We start from the raw sequence: 20,623 nt of genomic DNA on the forward strand, positions 1-20,623 counted from the left end.
GAAAAAACTACATCAAGTAAAGGCAGCACATGTTCTTAAATCAGGAAATCATCCGCAAAAAACGCGATGGCGGCGCTCTCTCGGCTGAAGAGATCCAGTTCTTCGTGCGTGGCATCACCGACGGCAGCGTCACCGAAGGCCAGATCGCGGCACTCGCGATGGCCGTCTTCTTCAACGACATGAACATGGATGAACGCGTGGCCTTCACCTTGGCAATGCGCGATTCCGGCCAGGTCATGGAATGGCGTTCGATGAACCTGCCAGGCCCGGTGGTCGACAAGCACTCGACCGGCGGCGTGGGCGACGTGGTGTCCCTGATGCTCGGACCGATGATTGCAGCCTGCGGCGGCTTCGTGCCGATGATCTCCGGCCGTGGCCTGGGCCACACCGGCGGCACGCTCGACAAGTTCGATTCGATTCCGGGCTACTGCACCGTGCCCGATCCGGAACTGTTCCGCACCGTCGTCAAGGACGTGGGCGTGGCCATCATCGGCCAGACCGCGCAACTGGCGCCGTCGGACAAGCGTTTCTACAGCATTCGCGACACCACCGCGACGGTGGAATCGGTGGCCATGATCACCGGTTCGATTTTGTCGAAGAAGCTGTCAGCCGGGCTGGATGCCCTGGTGATGGATGTGAAGGTCGGCACCGGCGCCTTCATGCCGAGCTACGACAAATCGGTTGAACTGGCCGAGAGTATCGTCGCTGTCGGTAACGGCGCGGGTACCCGGACGTCGGCGCTGCTGACCGAGATGAACGAGTCGCTCGGTCCGGTGGCCGGCAATGCGCTGGAAGTGCGCCTGGCGATGGATTACCTGACCGGCCGTTCGCGTCCGGCACGCCTGCACGAAGTGACGATGGCGCTGTGCGCCGAGATGCTGGTGCTGGGCAAACTGGCCGCCAACGAAACCGACGCGCGCGCCAAGCTGCAGGCGGGGCTGGACTCCGGCGAAGCGGCCGAGCGCTTCTCGCGCATGGTGGCGGCACTGGGCGGCCCGGCCGATCTGGTCGAGCGTCCGGACGCGTATCTGGAAAAAGCACCGATCATCGTGCCGGTACCGGCGCTGCAGGCAGGTTTTGCAACCGCCACCGATTGCCGTGGCCTTGGCCTGGCGGTGGTCAGCCTGGGTGGCGGACGTCGCCGTCCGGAAGACGCGATCGACTTTGCGGTTGGCTTGACCGCTCTGGTGGAACTGGGCGACGCGATTGCGGTGGGCCAGCCGCTGGCGATGGTGCACGCGCGCACCCAGGCTGCGGCCGACCAGGCGGTGCGCGAGGTGCAGGCTGCGTACAAGGTTGGCGATACGAGGCCGGCTGCGAATCCGATCATTTACCGCACGATTCGTCCATAACAGCCGCAATACCTCCGTCTCCCCCGCGCCAAGGCGGCACTCGGCGGGGGCCCATAGCACAGGTGATCATAGGTGCTATGGATCCCCGCCGAGTGCCGCCTTGGCGCGGGGACGACGGTCTTGAGGATGAAGGTCCTAATAAGACCTGAACCCGGCGAAATAGCTAAACAAGCCTTGTCAGGAACTCCCATGAAATACGAAAAACTGATCACCGAAGCCACCGCGGCCCGTCTGCTCGCCTACACCCCCTACTCGAACTTCCAGGTCGGCGCCGCCCTCGAGTGCAAGGACGGCCGCATCTTCCGTGGCTGTAACGTCGAAAACGCCTCCTACGGCTTGTGCAACTGCGCCGAGCGCACCGCGTTCTTCAGCGCCATCGCCCACGGCTACAAACCGGGCGACTTCAGCGCGCTGGCCGTCATCGGCCAGACCGACGGCCCGATCGCACCGTGCGGCGCCTGCCGCCAGGTGATCCTGGAACTCGGTGGTAACGACCTGCCCATCGTCCTGACCAACCTGAATGGCGACATTCTCGAGACGACGGCGGCCGGACAGCTTCCGAACGCGTTCGGCGGCTGGGACCTGAAGAAGTAAGCTTTGAAAAAAACCATCGATGTACAGGCCGCGGTAGCACTGGCGGCCAACGAGGCCATCGCCGCCAAGACCCAGGGAACGTTCGGGGTCGGCGGCGTGCTGCTCGACCAGCACGGCAACGTGCTCAAGTCGCTGCAAAACAACGTGGTGCGCGACGGCCTGATTTTCGATCCGACCGCGCACGGCGAGCGCCAGCTGATCGACTGGTATTTTGCCGAACGCGCCAAAGGGCGCGTTTTGCCTGCGCCCGAAGAAATCACCCTCGTCACCTCGCTCGACCCCTGCGCCATGTGCACCGGTGCGATCCTGTCGGCCGGCTTTAGCGTTGTCGTCGCCGCGCGCGACGCCAAGGCCGGCATCAACCACGACGCCAGCTTCACCTTTGCGAGCCTGCCCGCGGGCCTGCGCGGCCAGGCCGCCGCCAGTTTCTTCTACCCTGCGGTGAAAGGTGCTTCGCCGTTCGCGCGCGAGAGCGCCGGCGTCGTGCCCAAGTCGTTCTTCATCGGGAAAACCATCGCCGAAGCGACGCAGGCGCTTTGCTCGCTGGTGTTCGAGGCCACATCCGACAAGGTGCAGATCCTGCTCAACAGCGACCCGCCGCGCGAGCAGTTGAAGGACCCCGCGCAACTGGCACCCGACCATCCGCTGGTACGCCAGCTCAAGACCCTGTACCCGCACGCGCTGGCCTACCGCTGCGCGCCGCACCAGCCGGATGCAGGCCTGGCGCCGTACCTGCTTGAGGCCATCGCGCGCGACCGCCAGCAGGGCGGGGAGGGCGATGCGGTGGCCTTGCTCGACTCCTTCGGCAACCTGCTGCTGTGCTCACCGGGCCGGCGCGCGCTGTCGGCGATCTGCACGGCGTTCATGGAATGCACGCGCCAGTACGCGCAGCTGCGCTACACGCTGATGCGAGGCCTGGACGCCGAGGCGCAGGCCGTGGTGCGCCAGTACCTGGCCCATCCGAAGCAAGGTACGTTCGTCTTCGCGCGCGGGCCCGACACCAGCGCGCAGAGCTTCATGAACCTGGGCGCCTACGGTTCGACCATGGAAGGGCCGCTGCCGGCCGATAACCCGGCCCAGTTCCAGTACGTGAGCGCGGCGCTCGATGAGGCGCGGTTAGATGCGATCTGCGCGTACATGCCGCCGCTGTACAGGGACGTCATCCGCATCCGCCCGGTGCAGGTGGCCGACCAGGCGCTGGTGGCGGCGCTGGCCGAGCCCGTGCCGGTCATGCAGCCGTGATATCGGCCTGCATCATCCCGAACATATTCCCGTCCGGGTCCTTGACGTAGGCCAGCCAGCCGATCCCCGGCACCGCCGCCTTCGGCACGCACACCACGCCGTGCAGCGAGCCCGATGCCGCTTTCGCCAGCGAGGCGTCGATATCCTCCACGTCGACCGTGATGACGAAAGCGTTGACGGCGGCATCGCCCTCGGGCAGCGGGCCACGGCGTGGCAGTAGGCCGCCGTTGATGCCCGGCTGGTCTTCCGGCCCGGTATGCACCATCCAGTAGTCGCCGCCCTCCCATTTGTTGAAGGTCCAGCCGAACAGGCCATGGTAAAAGTCGATCATCGCCTGCGGGTTCGACGCCTGGATTTCAAAGTGGACTGCACGTGACATGGTGTGCTCCTCGATGGTTTTTATTCGAACGGGTCGTAGGTGCCGAAGGTCCAGACGTGGCCTTCCAGGTCGCGGCAGGTAAAACTGCGCCCGCCGTAGTCTTCATCCTTGATGTCCATGACGATCTGCGCGCGCGCCGAGATGGCGCGGTCGTAGACGGCATCGGCATCGGTGACGACGACGCAAATGGTCTGGGTTTGCGCGCCGTCGATCTCGTCGGGCTGCTTCATCAGCTTGCTGTACTCGGAATCGATGGCCGACGTCGAGCCCAGCATGATCATGCCGTTGCCGAAGGCCAATTGTGCATGGAGGATGGTATCGTTTTCGCCGGGGACAACGAGTTGCTTTTCGAAACCGAAAGTGCTGCAGAGCCAGTCGATGGCGGCCGGCGCGTTGCGATAGCGCAGGCAGGGGATGATATTGGCGCGGGTTTGCTTGGGTGTGGCTGACATGTTTCTTCTCCTGGGTGGGTGATCGGAAAAGCAAGGTATATGGTACTGGATTATTGGGCATCCCGCTGCACTCCCACGCCGTCATGCGCACGCAATGGCCCTTACATTTGCTGGAACAGATGCGTGTGATTGCGGCTCACTTCCAGCAGCGCCGGATGATTGCGCACCCTGAGCATCTGGCGGCCGCGCTCGTCGCGCGTGACCTCGGCGATGGCGTCGACCCGCACCAGGGTGGAGCGGTGGATGCGCCAGAATTCGTCCGGATCGAGTTCGTCGGTCAGTTCCTTGAGCGTTTTGCGGATCAGCATTTCGGCCTGCGCCGTCTGCACCAGGGTGTACTTTTCGTCGGACTGGAAAAACAGCACTTCGCGGGTGCTGATCATGCGCAGGTTGCTGCCTACCTGCGCCTGGATCCAGCGCAGGTACGCGGGCTTTTTCGATTCGCCCTGCTGCAGGAGCTCGGTCAGCTGGCGCAACTGCTCGCCGATGTTCTCGGGCGCCTTCGTCAGGCGCGTGCGCAGGCGCTCGCACGTGACGCGCAGGCGCTCGGCCACCACGGGCTTGAGCAGATAGTCCATCGCGCCCTGCTCGAAGGCGTCCAGCGCGTACTGGTCGTATGCGGTCACGAACACGATGTGGCAGCGGTTATATAAATGCCGCGCCGCTTCGATGCCGCCCTGGCCCGGCATGCGGATGTCGAGGAAGACGATGTCCGGCTGGAGCTGCGCCGCCATGGTGACCGCATCGAGGCCGTTCGATGCCTCGCCCACGATCGCCAGGTCCGGCCACACTTCGGCCAGGCGCGCGCGCAGCTGGTCGCGCATGGGGGATTCATCGTCGACAATCAGGGCGCTGACAGTGGCCATTTCAGTTGGTCTCGTGAGAAGAATGGGGAACGCGCAGCGACGCCAGCGCGCCGCCTTCGACCGGCATTTCGATCACCAGCTCCGCGCGCGACCCGAACAGCAGCAGCAGGCGCTCGCGGATATTCGCCAGGCCCACGCCGTCGCCCGCGTGCATGTTAAAGCCGACGCCATTGTCGCGCACATCGACATGCAAGGCGTCGCCCACCAGGCGCGCGCCGACATCGATGCGGCCACCTTCGATCTTCGGTTCCAGGCCGTGCTTGATGGCGTTCTCGATCAGGATCTGCAGCATCATCGGCGGAAAAGGCATGTGCTCCAGCTGCGCGGGCACGTCGAAACTGACGGTCAGCCGCTCCTTCATGCGCGCCTGCATGATGGCCAGGTAGGCGCGCGAGAGCTGGACCTGGCGCCCCAGCGTGCCGCCGCCGGGCGCGCGCATCTGCGGCAGGGTGGAGCGCAGGTATTCGATCAGGTGCATGTGGATGCGCGCGGCCTGCGGCGGATCGGTTTCGATCAGCTGGCCGATGAGCGCAAGGGTATTGAACAGGAAGTGCGGCTCGACCTGCGCCTGCAGGGTCGCCATCTGCGCTTCGAGCAGGCGCCGTTCGAGCACGGCGACCTTGGCTTCCTCGGTCGCTTCCCTGGCGATCAGTTCCGCCTTGCGCTTGCCCCCGGCCAGTACTTTCACGGCGTACGACAGGATCACGTACCATATCGCCGGTTCGGGCAGGGTCAGCGCCAGCCCGAACGCCATGGCGAGAAACCAGGTGATGAACAGTTGCCGCCATTCCACCAATGCAAGCCAGTCGAAGAAGCTCCACCATAGCACCGTGGCTTGCGCGAGGGAATCGCGCAGGAAATCCATCACCTTGTTCAACTGGCTTGCCTTCACGCTGTTATTCGCCTTCTGTCTTCACGGGCGTGTAGGGCGTGGCCGGGCCGCGGGTGGCGCGGTCGCTGACGTAGCCGGTCACCAGCTTAATGATCATGAGCAACACAAACAGCGTCAGCACCACCGGCACGATGGTCAGCAGCATGGCCAGGCCGACGGCGCTGAGCAGCAGGGTGGGCCAGGACATGGTGGCGATGGCGCTCACGGCGTAGCGGGCTACCTTCCCCAGCGTGCGGCCGAGGTCTTCCATGCTGGCGAAAAAAGAGGTGAATGCAGGGTTGGTCATTTGCTTCTCCAGGGGAGGGTTGTCGATGGAGAGACTGTAGCAAGTGCCGCGCGATTGCTCTACCGCTGTCCGATGAAGTGCGTAAATTGGGTGGTGACCGGTTTGGAGAGGCGATAAACGGCCGGCGGGGCAACGCTTCACGCCAGCGCGACGATCCTGCCGCCGGTGTCATCCGCTATCACCAGCATCTCGCCTGGTCCCGGCGCGGCGATCACCAGCTCGCCGCCTGAGGCCCAGATGGCGCTGCGGCCGGCGCTGTCGTATCCGCCCGAGGCGTGCGCGTAATTGGCCATCAAGACCCCCATCCCGAACAGCTTTGCGTAGCCGGCCAGCTGGCCGGTGTCCTTGTCGTACCCGCCCGCGGAGATCAACGAGCCGGCCGCATACAGCTCGGCGCCGGCCACCGCGGCGGCGTGCGCGTGCTGCTGCTGGCCGGTGTCGGCGCAAATCGCCAGCGCGACCTTCGTGCCGCGCACATCGTGCAGCTGGCTGATCGCGCTGCCGGCCGTGACGTGCTGCTCTTCACCCGCATGCAGGAAGTGCTTGCGGTAGACCGAGCTGCGTCCGTCCGGATGAAAGGTGATCGCGCCGATGCCGGGCAGCGCGCCGGCATTGGCCAGCGGCGCGCCCACCACCACCGTCATGTTGGCGCTGGCGGCACGCTCGCGCAGCGGCGCAAGCCGCTCATCGTCGGCCTTGAGTGCGCAGGCGGCCATGCCCGGCAGCTCATAGCCGCTCAGCGACAGTTCGGGGAACACCAGCAGCTGCACGCCCGCCTCGCTGGCGGTGTCGATAAAGGCGAGGTGACGCTTGACGTTGGCCGCGATATCGAGCGGCACCGACGCCGATTGCGCGGCCGCATAACGCAGGCCGGCCATCAGCTGTTCTCCCAGCCGCGCCGCAGCAGGCCATAGAACACGGTGTCGCAGATTTCGCCGTTGACGATCCAGCGCTCCGGCATGTAGCCCTCTTTTTGAAAGCCCATGCGCTCGAGCAGCTTGGCCGACGCCAGGTTGCGCGGGTCGATATCGGCTTCGATGCGGTTCATGTTCATTTCCTTGAACAGGTAGTCGAGGGTGGCGCGCATCGCTTCGCTCAGATAACCCTGGCCCCAGTGGGCGCTGGCCAGCGCGTAGCCGATTTCGCAGCGGCGGTTCTGTGCGTGGAAGGCGTGCGGCTTGATGGTGCCAATCAGCTTGCCCGTCTCGCGCAGGACGAGAGCGAGCTCCATGCTGCCGCCGCTGCTGTAACCGTCCAGCGCGCGCGCAATGACCGCGTCGCCCTGCGCCGGATCGGTCCAGGCGGTGCCGCTGAAGTAGCGCATCACTACCGGGTCGGAGTGGATCGTGTACAGCGCTTGTGTATCGCTGGCGTGCAGAAAACGCAGCGTCAGGCGTTCGGTTTGTAGTGTGACGGGAGCAATTTCTGGCATGGGACGGTTCGGCATGATGGGTAATTGGCAAGAATACACCAATGCCGCAAATCGGGTGTGCCGGCTGTCGTCCCAAGGCACCGCTTGTTTCCGCTTGACAAAAATAGCACGACATCATCCCACGCCCACCCAAGGTATCCTCCTACCCCTCCGGATGGCTTACGGTGCAAGAATAGCTGTTCGTTATCTATCTTCAGGAAGCAGGCATGAAAACCAAACTCGCGATTTCCCTCGTCGCTCTCATGGTCGGCGGCGCAGCATGGGCACAAAGCCAGAGCGGCAATGCTACCAGTGGCAACAGCGGCACGAATGCGACCGGGACCAACACGCGCGACGGCGCCGTCTTGGCCAATCCGGACCGTCAGCCTCGTAGCGGCATCAAACCGCCCCAGAACCGCGACAAATCGCAGGAAGAGCGCGATGTGATCACCGATCCGCGCGACACGACGAACAGCAGCACCAGTGCCAATACCAACCCGGCGCGCGATGCGGACATGACCGGTACCACCGGCACTGAAATGCGCGGCTCGTCCGGCACCAGCGGCAGCACCGGCAGCAGCAATCCGCCCGTCACCGGCACGTCCGGTAACCGCGGCATGGACAGCACCGGCGCGGCCACCGGCACCTCGACCACCGACAAGAAGCCCACGGTGCCGCCGGTCCGCTGACCGGCCGCACGTGCCAGCGCTGGCCGCGCCCCGCATCGTTATTGGCGGTGCGGGGCGCAGTCATCGTCCGATCAGCACCACCGTATATCCCCCAACGATTTCTCCTCCGATCCTCTGGCGCACGCGCAGTACCTGCGCTTCGCCGCGCTTGATGTCGGCGATGCTGGCGTGGAAAGGGATCGCTTGCCGGTCGCATCCGCGCAGCACGTCCTCGGCCGGCAGCAGCAGCTTGCGGCGCGCCTCGAACGGAATATCGCTCAATCGTTGCCTGCGCGCCTGGCCCACGGTTGCGGGGAGCAGGCCATAGGCCACCGGGTTGGCGGGCGTGCGCAGGCCGGGATCGGCCAGGCCGGTGTAGAGCTTGAGCCAGTCCATGCTGTCCGGCGCGTCCAAACTCGTCTCGATGCGGGCCGGCCCCGGGTTGGCCACGTAGCCCAGGTTCAGCGCCAAGTCGACCGCCGCCGGCGAGGACGAGGGAATGACGGCGATATTGCGCTGCCCGATATGACGGTCGGCCGGTGCCGAGAACTGGTCGGGCGAGACAGCGTCGAGAATCGGTTCATGCACCCGCACCACCAGGCATTCATGGCCGCCGTTGACAAAGGCCGGCACCCAGCTTTGCGGGCACTTGACGATGGCGTGGCAGCCGTGGCTCAGGTAGCGGCCATCCGGACCATTCACAACCCGCCATTCGGTGCCGTTGTTGAAGCGGTTGCCGAGGTCGACCCAGGTGGCGCCGATGAAGTTCGCTTCGGCGCGCGAAATGCCCAGCGTGGGATCGAACCAATAGAATTCCACGCGCACCCGCAGCGCCGGCGCCTTGCCCAGGTTCCAGACGTGCGCATACAAGGTGTTGGGCGCGTTGGCGCGCGCAATGCCGCCCACCGTGGCTGGCTGCACCGGCGCGCTGGCCGCTTCCTGGTTGGGCACCACATAGATATCGGGCGACTCCCAGAACACGCCGTTCAGCGGACGCGCGCCGTTGTCGCCGCCATTGGCGCGGATCATCAGGAACGGCAGGAATTCATCCTTGCGCGGACCGAAGGTCGGGCCGTCCTTGAGAATGCCCTGCAGCTGGCCGCGGAACCAGGGAATTTCAGCGGGGCTGCCTTGGGGCGGACGGTTGACACTTTCCGGCCGCTGCGGCGCGGTCTTGACCACGGGCGGGTCATCGGCTTGCGGCAGTTCCACCGTGCCGGGAAACGGGCAGCGCGGCGGCGGCGGGCAGACCGGCCCGCGCGGCCGCTGGCACGGGTCGTGGCCGCAGCGGCACTGCCGGCAGGGGCCGTGTGGCGCTCCCGGTGCGTGGCACGTGCAGGCGCAGGCGCGCTCTTGGTCGGATGGTTTCATGATGTCCCCTTCTCGCTGTTGTTGTCACCGCCGTTGTCGCTGTCCGCGTCATGCACGGCGCCGCGCGCCAGTGCCGCCAGGATGCCGGTGCCCACGTCCACGCCGCAGCCGGGATTGCGCACCCCCGCATGGAGAAAATAGATATTCAACGGCACCGACGGGTCGTACTTCTCGTCATAGGGCGGGTCTGCCTGCGACGGCCAGGTGCACGGCGGCTGGAACTTGTAGCCTTCGGGATCGTCCACGCCGGGGGCGGTGAGATTGCGCGCGAAGTCCAAGGTGTGGTAGCCGTAGCCGCGGTCTGCATCCAGGTTCCAGTCGACCAGCGGCACGGGCGCGCCGCCCGGCTGCGGGTTCTGGCGCGAATTGAGCCAGATCAGATAACTCGAAAAGCCGACCGCGTCGCCCAGGTGGCGGTTCGCGCGCAGGATCGGGCCGACCGCGTCGGCCGCCTGCGGCGTGGCCGCGCTTTCGAGCGCGTCGCGGATCTCCGGGTCCGGTCCCACGTTCTGGAACAGCACATCCGGGTTGGCGCGGCGCGGGTGCGGCCCGGCGAAGGTGGCCGCCAGTTCGACGCCCCGGTCCGCCGGATACTGCCACGGGTGCTTGAAGTCGTCCTCCGCATGCAGGCGCGGGTAGAGCCGGTCGCGGAAGGGCGTCAGGTCCAGTACCGGCGTGTCGAAGCCCGGCAGCACGTTGCCGACGTCGTTCAGTACCCCGGCAAAGGCTTGCGCATCGGGCATGCCGACCGTGATCAGCCCGACCGTGATTTCATCGTCCATTGGCAGCAGGTAGCCGGACATGACCAGCACGGCGCGGAACGATTTGAGCAGGTGGAACAGCGGCAGTTCGAGCGCGTAATACAGGCCCAGGCGCAGCGGGTAGGTGGCGATATCGGCCAGGATCGCCCATGGCAGGGTTGCCAGGTACACCGCCACCTGTACGATATACAGCAGTATCTTGACGATGGAGAGGATGAAGTCGAGCAGGTCGTCCCACCAGCTGCTGTCGTCGTCGCCGGCGCCGGGGGCGCTGGCCTGCGGATCGTTAAAGGTGGGGAACTGCAGGTTCGGGAACAGCTCGGGCGGTGGCGGCGGTTCGTGCGCGAAGCCGTCCACGGTGGTCATCTTGAGGAACGTGAACAGCAGGCGGTAGGAGGATGCGATCAGGTCCTCGCCCGGCTTGCCGTCGTCCTCGCGCAGGATGCGCGGATGCGCGCCATCCTTGTAATAGACCGCGGTGATGGTCTCGTACAGCAGTTTGGCGATGGGATCGGCCAGCTCCGAATCGATGTCGAGCAGGCGGCGCCGGGTCCAGTTTTCGCGCAGCGTATTGCCGCTCGGGTAGGTGGGGCGCGCCACGCCGGCGCCATCGTTTTCGCGGAAGGCGATGTCGAAGTACAGCGCCGATTCGGTCAGCTGCGGGTACTGGCCGCCGCGCGCCGGCCCGGTGCCGTCGCGCAGGTAGCGGAAGGCATCCATGTGGTTCTCCACCAGGTGGTGGCGCTGCCAGTGCAGGCGAAACGGCCCGCCGGAAATGGCGTTCACCAGCGCATGGCCGGTGACGTCGGTGCCGACGTGCGTCATGTAGCCGAGCGCGTAGGCGCGCGCCTTGTCCTGCTGGTCTTGAGACTCGAATCTGGCCGCCTGGTTCCACAATTCGCGCGCGAACTGGCCGGTGCGGCGGTAGTGCAGCATGTCCGACCACAGGAAAGCCTGTTCGTCGAAACCCTTGTTCAGGCCCAGCGAAAAGAACTCGAACAGGTCCAGGCGCGTGACGACGAAGTTTTCCAGCGCCGTGATCAAAATGCCGGACAGTTCGCCCGCGATATTGCCGACGCTCTCGGACAGGCCGCCGGTCAGGCGGCTCAGTTCTTCGGCGGCGTTTTCGGTGATCGGCCCCAGATAGCGTTCATACTTTTCGATGTAGGGATCGAGCGCGTCGTACAGCCCTTCGAGCACGCGCAGCACCCCGATCAGGGCGCTCGATAGCGGAAACGGTCCCTGGTCGCGAAAATCGGGAAGGAAGAAAAACAGGTCCGGGCCGATGGCGCCCAGGCTGGCGAAGTTGGGATGGCGCTGCATGATGCGCGCCAGTTCGGCGGTGTCCGCGCCCGTCCATTCGGGCTTGATGCGCGCGCTGGCGGCGGGTTGGAAATTGCCGCGCGCGAGCGCCTGGGCGGTCGCGCGCATGGCGCTGATGTGTATATACGGTCCGGGCATGATGCCCTCCACAAATGCGGTCGTCGGTCGGAACCAGCGGGCTGGTTGGTCGTCTGCATTTGTAACGGTAGACCTGCGCAAGCGCGCCGCCCTGTGGCATCGCAAGGGCGGCGCAATTGATGAGATTGCCTTAAGCGGCGGGCTTGCCAGTCTCGGCAGCAATAATGCCGAAGCGCACGCGATAGCGTATTTTGCTGATGCGTTTCGCGCCTTCGAGTTCGACGTGGACCGGCTCGCCATCGCCCATCGAGGCCGCACCGGCCGCGTACATGCCGCCCCAGTCTTCATCGCCGTAGGCGCCGGAACGCCCAACCGCCGCCCCTAACTCCTCGACCTGCGAAATGAACGACAGCCTGACACCAGATTCCGATGCAATGAGCTGCGCCTTGCCGCGCGCATCGGCCAGTGCCGCCGCGTGGGCATGCGCGCGCTCGGCGTCGGACGCTTCGAATTGCGGCTTAAGCATGGACACGCTCAGGGTGTAGCGCTGGTGCTCGAAAATCGGTTGCAGCGCGTCGAGCGCGGTGTACAGGCGTTTCGCTTCCGAACACGTAATCAGAATCTTGAATGCGCGTTCCTGGCCCGGTTTGCTTTTCTTCCAGAACCACGGTTGCCAGATGGCGTTGCCGCCCTCGCTCATTTCGTCGGGCGCGATCCCCGAGCTTTTGAGAACGCGAATGCAATCGTCGCGCAGTGCGCCGGCTTCGCTGTTGGCGGTATCGGCATGCGCCGCGCGCACCGACAGCGACAGGTCGGCACGGTACGTCGTCACTTGTTCGACCAGCGAGGACTGGCCGGTTACTTCGATATAGGAATCCATGATGGTGTCGTTATGCTTTCAGGAGGTTTGTCCGGGGCAGCAATCATACGCGAGCGCTGGCGCGCGGGTCCGCGATGGCCACCGCCGACAGCACCATATGGGTGATCATGGCCTCGGCGTCGTCGAAATCCTTGCGCGAGAGCTGTTTACGATTTAGCACCAGCGCCATCTGCGCCGAAAAATCGGCATACGATTGCGTCATCGCCCAGATGGCGAACAGCAGGTGGGTGGCGTTGATCGGTCCGATGCGGCCTTCGCCGATCCAGCGCTCGAACACCTCGATATCCTTGCGCAGCAGCGGCACCACGCGGCTCTGGATCTGCGGGCCGTACAGCTGCGCGCCGCTGATCACTTCCATCGCATACACGCGCGAGGCCCACGGCTGTTCGCGCGAAAAACGCAGCTTGGCCTGAATGTAGGCGCGCAGCACATCGCGCGGTTCCTGGCTCGGGTCGCCCAGCGTGGCCATGCGCGCCAGCCAGTCATCGAGCACGCCATCGAGCACGCGTTCGTACAGCGCCTGCTTGGTTGGAAAGTAGTACATCAGGTTCTGCTTCGACAGGCCGGCCTGCTCGGCGATGGTGGCGATCGAGGTGCCTTCGTAGCCGCATTCGGCGAACACGCGCACGGCGACGTCGGCGATGTCGGCTTCGAGCTTGTCGCGATTGAGGACGCGGCGCTTGACGGCGGCGCTACGCGTTACGGTGACGGTCTTGGTGGCGGCCATGGTGACTTTCAGCGTTGCGATTGCAGGAACTGAACCAGCTGGGGTGCATCGGCGGCATACGCCACGTTGAAGCGAAACCAGATGCTCGGGGACGGGCGCAGCATGAAAAATTCGTAAGGCGAGAGCAGAATGCCGGAGCGTAGCGCGCGGTCGGCAATCACCTTGCCATTAAACTCCGGCGTGGGTGCCTCCGGCCAGCCGGCGCTGACGAACATGCCGCCGCGCGGCCGCGCCAGCGGCTCCATGCCCGCCTCGCGCAGGCGTTCGATGGTGCGTTCGCGGCCCGACTGCAACTGGTCGGTCAGGCGTTCGAGCATGCGCTTGTAGGGCCGCGCGGAGATGGCGTGGTACACGGCGCGCTCGTTGATCTCGGACGTGGTCAGCCCGGTCAGCATTTTCACGCGCAGCAGTTCGGGAATGAGCGAATTCGAGGCGCAGATCGAGCCGACCCGCAGCACCGGCGAGAGGGTCTTGGAAAAACTGCCGACCCGGATCACGCGCCGCAAGCCGTCCATGGCGGCCAGCGAAGCATCGCCGCCGGCGGCGAGCTCGCGGTAGATGTCGTCTTCCACCAGCCAGAAGTCGAACTGCTCGGCGGCAAGCAGCAGCCGGTGCGCCTGCGCCTGGGTAAGCGAGGTGCCGAGCGGATTTTGCAGCACGGTGTTGACGAACATGAGCTTGGGCTGGAGCGTCGCCGCCTGCGCCATCAGGACTTCCATATCCAGTCCGTCCGGCCCGCGCGCAATGCCGACCGCAATGCAGCCGTGATGGCGGATCAAGGAGAGCAGATTGCTGTAGCCCGGGTCTTCGACAAACACCGTGTCGCCCGGCTTGGTCAGCGTGCGCAGGATCAGGTCGAACCCGTGGGTGGCGCCATGGGTGAGCAAAATCTGGTCCGGGCTGGCCGCGAACAGATCGTCGGCCAGGGTGGCGGCCATGTGCTGGCGCAGGGTGGGGAAGCCGAGCGGATGGCCGTAGCCGCGCAGGCGGCTGGCCGGAATTTTCATCGCGTGGCGCACCGCGTCGAGCACCGTGTCGTCGCCATACCATTCGGGCGGCAGCCAGCCCGCGCCGACCGGCAGCGCGTCCGACACGCCGGAATACAGTTCGGGGGTGAGGGCGTCGATGGCGGCGGGGGTTGCTTGCAGCGCCAGTTGCTGCGGCGCGCTGGCCGCCTCGCTGCGGGCGACGAAAAAGCCCGAGCCGCGGCGTGAACTTAACAGGCCAAGCGTGAGCAGGCGGTCGTACGACTCGACCACCGTGAAGGTGCTCACGCCATTACACTTTGCGAAGCGTCGAACCGAGGGCATCTTTGTCCCCACGCGCAGTTCGCGCCGGTTTACCATCTGCGTGATGGCCGCGACGATCTGGTCGACCAGGCCGCCGCGCTTGCTGCGCTCGATCGCCAGTACCGGCCAGCCATCTCCGCAATTGCCAGGAGGCACTTCCTCATGCAAAACGTCGCTGTCATCCATCCACATTTCCTTTGTGCATTGCCGCAAACTGTATTGTTTGCGCCACCGATACGGTTGGCGGGTTTTGCGATTTGTGTATATGTGCCATAGTTGATCTGCTGACTATTATTGCATCATCATTTTGCCAACTGGTAAATAATTTTTTTAGTTGTAAAAACTCTTGGAGAGTCGCATGAACGAGTCCAGACCAGAATCGATGTCGTCGTTTTGGATGCCATTTACGAATAATCGCGACTTCAAGGCCAACCCGCGCCTGCTGGTGTCGGCCGAAGGGATGTACTACAAGGATGTCGACGGCAACACCGTGCTCGACGGCACCGCCGGCCTGTGGTGCGTGCCCTGCGGGCATGCGCAGCCGAAGATCGTCGCCGCCGTGCGCGAAATGGTCGGCCAGCTCGACTTCGCTCCCACCTTCCAGATGGGCCACCCGGCCGCTTTCGATCTGGCTGAAAAGCTGATGGACTACACGGGCCGCCGTTTCGGCCACGTTTTCTATACCAACTCCGGTTCGGAAGCGGTGGACACGGCGCTCAAGATGGCGCTGGCCTACCACCGCGCGCGCGGCGAAGCGGGGCGCACGCGCCTGATCGGGCGCGAACGGGGTTACCACGGCGTGGGTTTCGGCGGCATTTCGGTCGGCGGCATCGGCGGCAACCGCCGCACCTTCGGGCCGCTGCTGCCGGGCGTCGACCATCTGCCGCACACGCACAACCTGGAAAAGAACGCCTACTCGCGCGCCGAGCCGGAACACGGCGCCAACCTGGCCGATGAACTGGAACGCATCGTCGCGCTGCACGACGCATCGACCATCGCCGCGGTGATCGTCGAACCGGTGGCCGGGTCCACCGGCGTGCTGATTCCGCCCAAGGGTTACCTCAAGCGCCTGCGCGAACTGTGCACCAAGCACGGCATCCTGCTTATTTTCGATGAAGTCATTACCGGCTTCGGGCGCCTGACCACGCCGTTCGCGTTCGATTACTTCGGCGTCGAGCCGGACATGGTCACCTGCGCCAAGGGCCTGACCAACGGCATGGTGCCGATGGGCGCCGTGTTCACCAAACAGCATATCCACGACGCCTTCATGGATGGTCCGGCCGGTATTGAACTGTTCCACGGTTACACCTATTCGGGCCATCCGCTCGCCTGCGCCGCGGCGCTGGCCACGCTGGAGGTGTTCGAGGAGCAGAAAATCCTCGACAACGCCAAGGCCGTGCAGGAGTACTGGACCGACGCGGTGCATTCGCTCAAGGGGCTGCCGCACGTGATCGATATCCGCACGATCGGGCTGGTGGCCGGCATCGAGCTCGCGCCGATCGACGGCAAACCCGGCGCGCGCGCGTTCAGCGCCTTTAAAAAGGCGTTTGCCGACGGCGTGTTGATTCGCACGACGGGCGACATCATCGCCCTGTCGCCACCGCTGGTGCTCGAGAAGAAGCACATCGACGAGTTGTTCGGCAAGCTGGCAACCATCCTCAAAAACCTGGACTGAGCTCATGAGCAATCTCGATACCATCACGCATTACATCAACGGCGCCAAAGTCGATACGGCCAGCGGCCGCTATGCCGATGTCTTCAATCCTGCCATGGGCGAGCCATGCGCGCGGGTGGCGCTGGGCACCGCGGACGATGTGGATGCCGCCGTCGCCGCGGCCGCCGCGGCCTTTCCGTCATGGTCCGCCACGCCGCCGCTCACGCGCGCGCGGGTCCTGTTCAAGTACCTGCAACTATGCCAGGCGCATACCGACGATTTTGCGGCCATGCTCACGCGCGAACATGGCAAGACGTTTTCCGACGCGCAGGGCGAAGTGGCGCGTGGCATCGAGATGGTGGAATTCGCGGTCGGTATTCCGCAACTGCTCAAGGGCGAGTTCACCGACCAGATTTCGCGCGGCATCGATGCCTGGTCGATGCGCCAGGCGCTCGGCGTGGTGGCGGGCATCACGCCGTTTAACTTTCCGGTGATGGTGCCGATGTGGATGTTCCCGGTGGCGATCGCCTGCGGCAATACCTTCGTGTTGAAACCATCCGAGCGCGATCCGTCGGCGTCGCTGCTGCACGCGCGTCTGCTCAAGGAAGCGGGGCTGCCGGACGGCGTTTTCAACGTGGTCCAGGGCGACAAAGTCACGGTCGACGCGCTGCTCGACCACCGTGATGTGCAGGCGATCAGCTTCGTCGGCTCGACCCCGATCGCCGAATATATCTATGCGCGCGGCAGCGCGGCCGGCAAGCGCGTGCAGGCGCTGGGCGGGGCCAAGAACCACATGGTGGTCATGCCCGACGCCGACATGGACATGGCGACCGATGCCCTGATCGGGGCCGCCTTCGGTTCGGCCGGCGAACGCTGCATGGCCATTTCGGTGGTGGTGGCGGTGGGTGACGCCGGCGACAAGCTCATTGGCGCACTGGGCGAGCGCACCGCCGCGCTCAAGATCCGGGACGGCATGGCATCCGATGCCGAAATGGGGCCGGTGGTCAGCGCGGCCGCCAAGGAACGCATCGAGCGTCTGATCGGCGAGGGTGTGGAGCAGGGCGCGACCCTGGTGGTCGATGGGCGCAACTGCAAGGTGCCGGAACGCGAGAAGGGCTTTTTTGTCGGCGGCACGCTGTTCGATCACGTGACGCCAGATATGACGATCTACAAGGAGGAGATTTTCGGGCCGGTGCTGTGCGTGCTGCGCGCGCCGGACGTGGCCACGGCGGTCAATCTGATCAACGCCAACGAATACGGCAACGGCGTGGCGATCTACACGCGCGACGGTGGCACGGCGCGCGAGTTCGTGCGCCAGATCCAGGTCGGCATGGTGGGCGTGAACGTGCCGTTGCCGGTGCCGATGGCGTTCAACAGTTTTGGTGGATGGAAGCGCAGCATGTTCGGCGACCACCACGCGTACGGTCCGGAAGGCGTGCGGTTCTACACGCGGCACAAGGCAGTGATGCAGCGCTGGCCGAATACGGCGAGTGCTGGCGTGGAATTTGCTTTTCCACAGATGAAGTAGAAGGCCCTGTTAGCGGGTGATGCGTACGGTTAGCTGAGAAGCCGTCGCCCCCGCGCAGGCGGGGGGGCCAAGTTCGGTGATCAGTCGGTGGCTACGAAGCTGACTTGGGCCCCCGCCTGCGCGGGGGCGACGGATAAGAGGTTAGCGTCGACGCTTCCGCCAAGTGGGTGAACACATTATAAAAACAGGGATGTAAAATGATCGAATCTCTCAAGCACCTGCCGCATGCGGCCGGCTCCAGCAGCGCACTGGCCGAACAGTTCACCGATCTCGCGCCGGCGCTGACCGAGCGCCAGGCCGCCATCGAAAGCGCGCGTTGTCTGTACTGTTACGACGCGCCGTGTACCCGCATCTGTCCCTCCGAGATCGACGTGGCCAGCTTTATCCGCAATATCCACGACAAGAACATCAACGGCGCGGCGGCGGGCATCCTCAAGCAGAACATCCTGGGCGGCAGCTGCGCCCGCGTGTGTCCCACCGAGATCCTGTGCGAAGACGCCTGCGTGCGCAATCACGACGAGGAAGGCCAGCCGGTCAAAATCGGCCTGCTGCAGCGGCACGCGCTCGATCACGCTTCCTTCAAGGCCTATCCCTTCCAGCGCGCCGAACGCACCGGCAAGAAGATCGCGGTGGTCGGCGCGGGGCCGGCCGGCCTGTCGTGCGCGCACCGCCTGGCCATGCTGGGCAACGACGTCGTCGTCTATGAGGCGCGCGAAAAATCCGGCGGCCTGAATGAATACGGCATCGCCAAGTACAAGCTGACCGGCGACTTCGCGCAACGCGAGGTGGAGTTCCTGCTCAGTATCGGCGGCATCGAAGTGCAGCATGGCCGCACGCTGGGCGTGAACCTGCAGCTGCACGAACTGCATGCCCAGTACGATGCCGTGTTCCTCGGCCTGGGCCTGAACGCGAGCCGCCAGCTTGGTTTGACGGGCGAGAACGCACCAGGCCTGATGGCGGCGGTCGACTACATCGCCGACCTGCGCCAGGCCAGCGACCTGACGGCGCTGCCGGTGCCGGAGCGCGCCATCGTCATCGGCGCCGGCAACACGGCGATCGACATGGCGGTGCAGCTCAAGCGCCTTGGCGCGCAGGACGTGACGCTGGTGTACCGCCGCGGCTTCGAGTCGATGACCGCCACGCACCACGAACAGGATATCGCCAAGGCCAATATGGTGCGCATCCGCACCTGGGCGGCGCCTCTGGAAGTGCTGCTCGACGAAACGGGCCGCGTGCGCGGCATGCGCTTTGAAGAGACCCGTCTCGACGAAGGCCGCCTGATCGGCACCGGCGCCTTCATCGAGATCGCCGCCGAAGCCGTGTTCAAGGCCATCGGCCAGAGCATCGACCCGGTTGGCTTGTCGGACGACATGGCGCAGCAGATCACGCGCGAAGGCGACAAGATTCACGTCGACGCACAGTTCCGCACGGCGTTGGCTGGCATTTATGCGGGCGGCGATTGCATCGCACCCGGGCAGGATTTGACGGTTCAGGCGGTCCAGCATGGCAAGCTGGCGGCGATGGCCATTCACAATGACATCCAATTCAAGGTGGAGGCTTCCCATGGCTGACCTGAGCATCGAATTTTGCGGCATCAAGTCCCCCAATCCGTTCTGGCTGGCCTCCGCGCCACCGACCGACAAGGCTTACAACGTGGTGCGCGCCTTCGAAGCGGGTTGGGGCGGGGTGGTCTGGAAGACGCTCGGCGAAGACCCGGCCGCGGTGAACGTGTCGTCGCGCTACTCCGCCTTGTATGGCAAGAACCGAGAGGTGATCGGCTTCAATAACATCGAACTCATTACCGACCGCTCGCTGGAGATCAACCTGCGCGAGATCACGCAGGTGAAGAAGGACTGGCCGGACCGCGCGATGATCGTGTCGCTGATGCTGCCGTGCGAGGAAGCGCTGTGGGCCGAGATTCTGCCCAAGGTCGAAGCGACCGGCGCGGATGGCATCGAGCTCAATTTCGGCTGCCCGCACGGCATGCCGGAGCGCGGCATGGGGGCGGCAGTGGGGCAGGTGCCCGAGTATGTGGAAATGGTGACGCGCTGGTGCAAGAAGCACTCGAAGCTGCCGGTGATCGTCAAGCTCACGCCGAACATCACCGACGTGCGCAAGCCGGCGCGCGCGGCCAAGGCGGGTGGGGCGGATGCCGTGTCGCTGATTAATACGATCAATTCGATCACCCACCTGGACCTGGACCGCATGGTGGCGCTGCCGATCGTGGGCAACGCCAGTACGCACGGCGGCTACTGCGGCGCGGCGGTCAAGCCGATTGCGCTGAACATGGTGGCCGAGATCGCGCGCGATCCCGAGACGCACGGATTGCCGATTTCGGGCATCGGCGGCATCGGCAACTGGCGCGACGCGGCTGAATTCATCGCCTTGGGCGCCGGCTCGGTGCAGGTGTGCACGGCGGCGATGCTGCACGGCTTCCGGATCGTGGAGGAGATGAAGGACGGCCTGTCGCGCTGGATGGACGAGAAGGGATACAAGAGCATCGCGGAGTTTTCGGGCAAGGCGGTGCCGAATACGACGGACTGGAAATACCTGGACATGAACTATCAGGTGATCGCGCAGATCGATCAGGACAAGTGCATCAAGTGCGGCAAGTGCTATGTGGCGTGCGAGGATACGTCGCACCAGTCGATTGCGCAGCTGATCGACGCGGCGGGCACACGCACGTATGAAGTGATCAAGTCAGAGTGCGTTGGGTGTAATCTGTGCGAGATTACCTGTCCGGTGGAGGCATGTATTACGATGGTGCCGCAGCCGACCGGGAAGGCGTATATGAACTGGACCCAGGATCCGCGCAATCCAAGGGCGGAGGTAGTTGGTTAGCACTACTGTCCTTAAAACCGTCGTTCCCG

Annotated in this window: 20 protein-coding genes; 8 read left to right on the forward strand and 12 right to left on the reverse strand. The window is 64.8% G+C overall.

The features are described from left to right. Positions 1-29: 29 nt before the first annotated feature. The 3 genes from deoA (at position 30) to RBA40_RS18300 (ending at position 3,188) form a co-directional block, all read left to right on the forward strand. On the forward strand, positions 30-1,352 hold the full coding sequence (deoA, locus tag RBA40_RS18290; protein ID WP_306649203.1) for a thymidine phosphorylase: 1,323 nt from the start codon (positions 30-32) through the stop codon (positions 1,350-1,352). A gap of 189 nt (positions 1,353-1,541) precedes the next feature. Beyond that, positions 1,542-1,946 carry a cytidine deaminase gene (locus RBA40_RS18295; RefSeq protein ID WP_306649204.1) on the forward strand — a complete coding sequence of 135 codons (405 nt, stop codon included), beginning with the start codon at positions 1,542-1,544 and terminating at the stop codon, positions 1,944-1,946. A gap of 3 nt (positions 1,947-1,949) precedes the next feature. Beyond that, complete coding sequence (locus RBA40_RS18300; RefSeq protein WP_306649205.1) at positions 1,950-3,188, forward strand: nucleoside deaminase; 1,239 nt, start codon at positions 1,950-1,952, stop codon at positions 3,186-3,188. Here the strand turns inward: RBA40_RS18300 and RBA40_RS18305 are convergent. The 7 genes from RBA40_RS18305 to RBA40_RS18335 all read right to left on the reverse strand — a co-directional run bounded on the left by RBA40_RS18305 (position 3,175) and on the right by RBA40_RS18335 (position 7,495). Continuing rightward, entirely contained in the window at positions 3,175-3,567 is a 393-nt protein-coding gene (locus RBA40_RS18305) for a VOC family protein (protein ID WP_306649206.1), read from the reverse strand. The genes RBA40_RS18300 and RBA40_RS18305 overlap by 14 nt on opposite strands. A gap of 20 nt (positions 3,568-3,587) precedes the next feature. Then, on the reverse strand, positions 3,588-4,019 hold the full coding sequence (locus RBA40_RS18310; RefSeq protein WP_306649207.1) for a VOC family protein: 432 nt from the start codon (positions 4,017-4,019) through the stop codon (positions 3,588-3,590). 101 nt (positions 4,020-4,120) lie between these two features. Continuing rightward, positions 4,121-4,885, reverse strand: coding sequence for a LytR/AlgR family response regulator transcription factor (locus RBA40_RS18315; protein WP_306649208.1), 765 nt, complete (start codon positions 4,883-4,885; stop codon positions 4,121-4,123). A gap of 1 nt (position 4,886) precedes the next feature. After that, positions 4,887-5,777 carry a sensor histidine kinase gene (locus tag RBA40_RS18320; RefSeq protein WP_306649209.1) on the reverse strand — a complete coding sequence of 297 codons (891 nt, stop codon included), beginning with the start codon at positions 5,775-5,777 and terminating at the stop codon, positions 4,887-4,889. A gap of 4 nt (positions 5,778-5,781) precedes the next feature. Next, complete coding sequence (locus RBA40_RS18325) at positions 5,782-6,063, reverse strand: hypothetical protein (RefSeq protein WP_208640093.1); 282 nt, start codon at positions 6,061-6,063, stop codon at positions 5,782-5,784. A 137-nt stretch (positions 6,064-6,200) separates the two neighbouring features. After that, complete coding sequence (locus RBA40_RS18330; RefSeq protein WP_306649210.1) at positions 6,201-6,941, reverse strand: carbon-nitrogen hydrolase family protein; 741 nt, start codon at positions 6,939-6,941, stop codon at positions 6,201-6,203. Then, positions 6,941-7,495, reverse strand: a complete 555-nt coding sequence (locus RBA40_RS18335; protein ID WP_306649211.1) for a GNAT family N-acetyltransferase — start codon at positions 7,493-7,495, stop codon at positions 6,941-6,943. Before RBA40_RS18335 ends, RBA40_RS18330 begins: the two co-directional genes overlap by 1 nt. Positions 7,496-7,701: 206 nt before the next feature. On the opposite strand from RBA40_RS18335, the gene RBA40_RS18340 reads away from it, so the two are divergent. Beyond that, a complete protein-coding gene (locus RBA40_RS18340) occupies positions 7,702-8,163 on the forward strand; it encodes a hypothetical protein (RefSeq protein WP_306649212.1) in 462 nt (153 codons plus the stop codon). Between the two features lie 60 nt (positions 8,164-8,223). Here RBA40_RS18340 and RBA40_RS18345 read toward each other — a convergent pair whose 3' ends face one another. From RBA40_RS18345 to RBA40_RS18365, 5 genes are all read right to left on the reverse strand, one after another. Further along, on the reverse strand, positions 8,224-9,513 hold the full coding sequence (locus RBA40_RS18345) for a hypothetical protein (RefSeq protein WP_306649213.1): 1,290 nt from the start codon (positions 9,511-9,513) through the stop codon (positions 8,224-8,226). Next, positions 9,510-11,735: a zinc dependent phospholipase C family protein gene (locus RBA40_RS18350; protein WP_306649214.1), complete on the reverse strand. Its 2,226-nt coding sequence runs from the start codon at positions 11,733-11,735 to the stop codon at positions 9,510-9,512. Before RBA40_RS18350 ends, RBA40_RS18345 begins: the two co-directional genes overlap by 4 nt. Positions 11,736-11,865: 130 nt before the next feature. Beyond that, positions 11,866-12,555: an SIMPL domain-containing protein gene (locus RBA40_RS18355; protein ID WP_306649215.1), complete on the reverse strand. Its 690-nt coding sequence runs from the start codon at positions 12,553-12,555 to the stop codon at positions 11,866-11,868. Positions 12,556-12,598: 43 nt separating this feature from the next. Further along, entirely contained in the window at positions 12,599-13,282 is a 684-nt protein-coding gene (locus tag RBA40_RS18360) for a TetR/AcrR family transcriptional regulator (RefSeq protein WP_306649216.1), read from the reverse strand. 8 nt (positions 13,283-13,290) lie between these two features. Then, a complete protein-coding gene (locus RBA40_RS18365; RefSeq protein WP_306649217.1) occupies positions 13,291-14,757 on the reverse strand; it encodes an aminotransferase-like domain-containing protein in 1,467 nt (488 codons plus the stop codon). A gap of 172 nt (positions 14,758-14,929) precedes the next feature. Here RBA40_RS18365 and aptA point away from each other — a divergent pair, with 172 nt between their 5' ends. The 4 genes from aptA to preA all read left to right on the forward strand — a co-directional run bounded on the left by aptA (position 14,930) and on the right by preA (position 20,594). Next, positions 14,930-16,246 (forward strand): omega-aminotransferase AptA, encoded by a 1,317-nt coding sequence (gene aptA / locus RBA40_RS18370; RefSeq protein ID WP_306649218.1) that lies wholly within the window; start codon positions 14,930-14,932, stop codon positions 16,244-16,246. 4 nt (positions 16,247-16,250) lie between these two features. Continuing rightward, the gene (locus RBA40_RS18375) at positions 16,251-17,753 is read left to right on the forward strand and encodes a CoA-acylating methylmalonate-semialdehyde dehydrogenase (protein ID WP_099874520.1); all 1,503 of its coding nucleotides are present in this window, start codon (positions 16,251-16,253) and stop codon (positions 17,751-17,753) included. Positions 17,754-17,950: 197 nt separating this feature from the next. Then, positions 17,951-19,324, forward strand: coding sequence for an NAD(P)-dependent oxidoreductase (locus tag RBA40_RS18380; protein WP_306649219.1), 1,374 nt, complete (start codon positions 17,951-17,953; stop codon positions 19,322-19,324). Next, positions 19,317-20,594, forward strand: a complete 1,278-nt coding sequence (gene preA, locus RBA40_RS18385) for an NAD-dependent dihydropyrimidine dehydrogenase subunit PreA (RefSeq protein WP_306649220.1) — start codon at positions 19,317-19,319, stop codon at positions 20,592-20,594. The genes RBA40_RS18380 and preA overlap by 8 nt, the downstream gene beginning before the upstream one ends. Positions 20,595-20,623: the final 29 nt, after the last annotated feature.

The organism is Massilia pseudoviolaceinigra (assembly GCF_030846505.1).
Classification (GTDB): Bacteria; Pseudomonadota; Gammaproteobacteria; order Burkholderiales; family Burkholderiaceae_D; genus Telluria_A; species Telluria_A violaceinigra.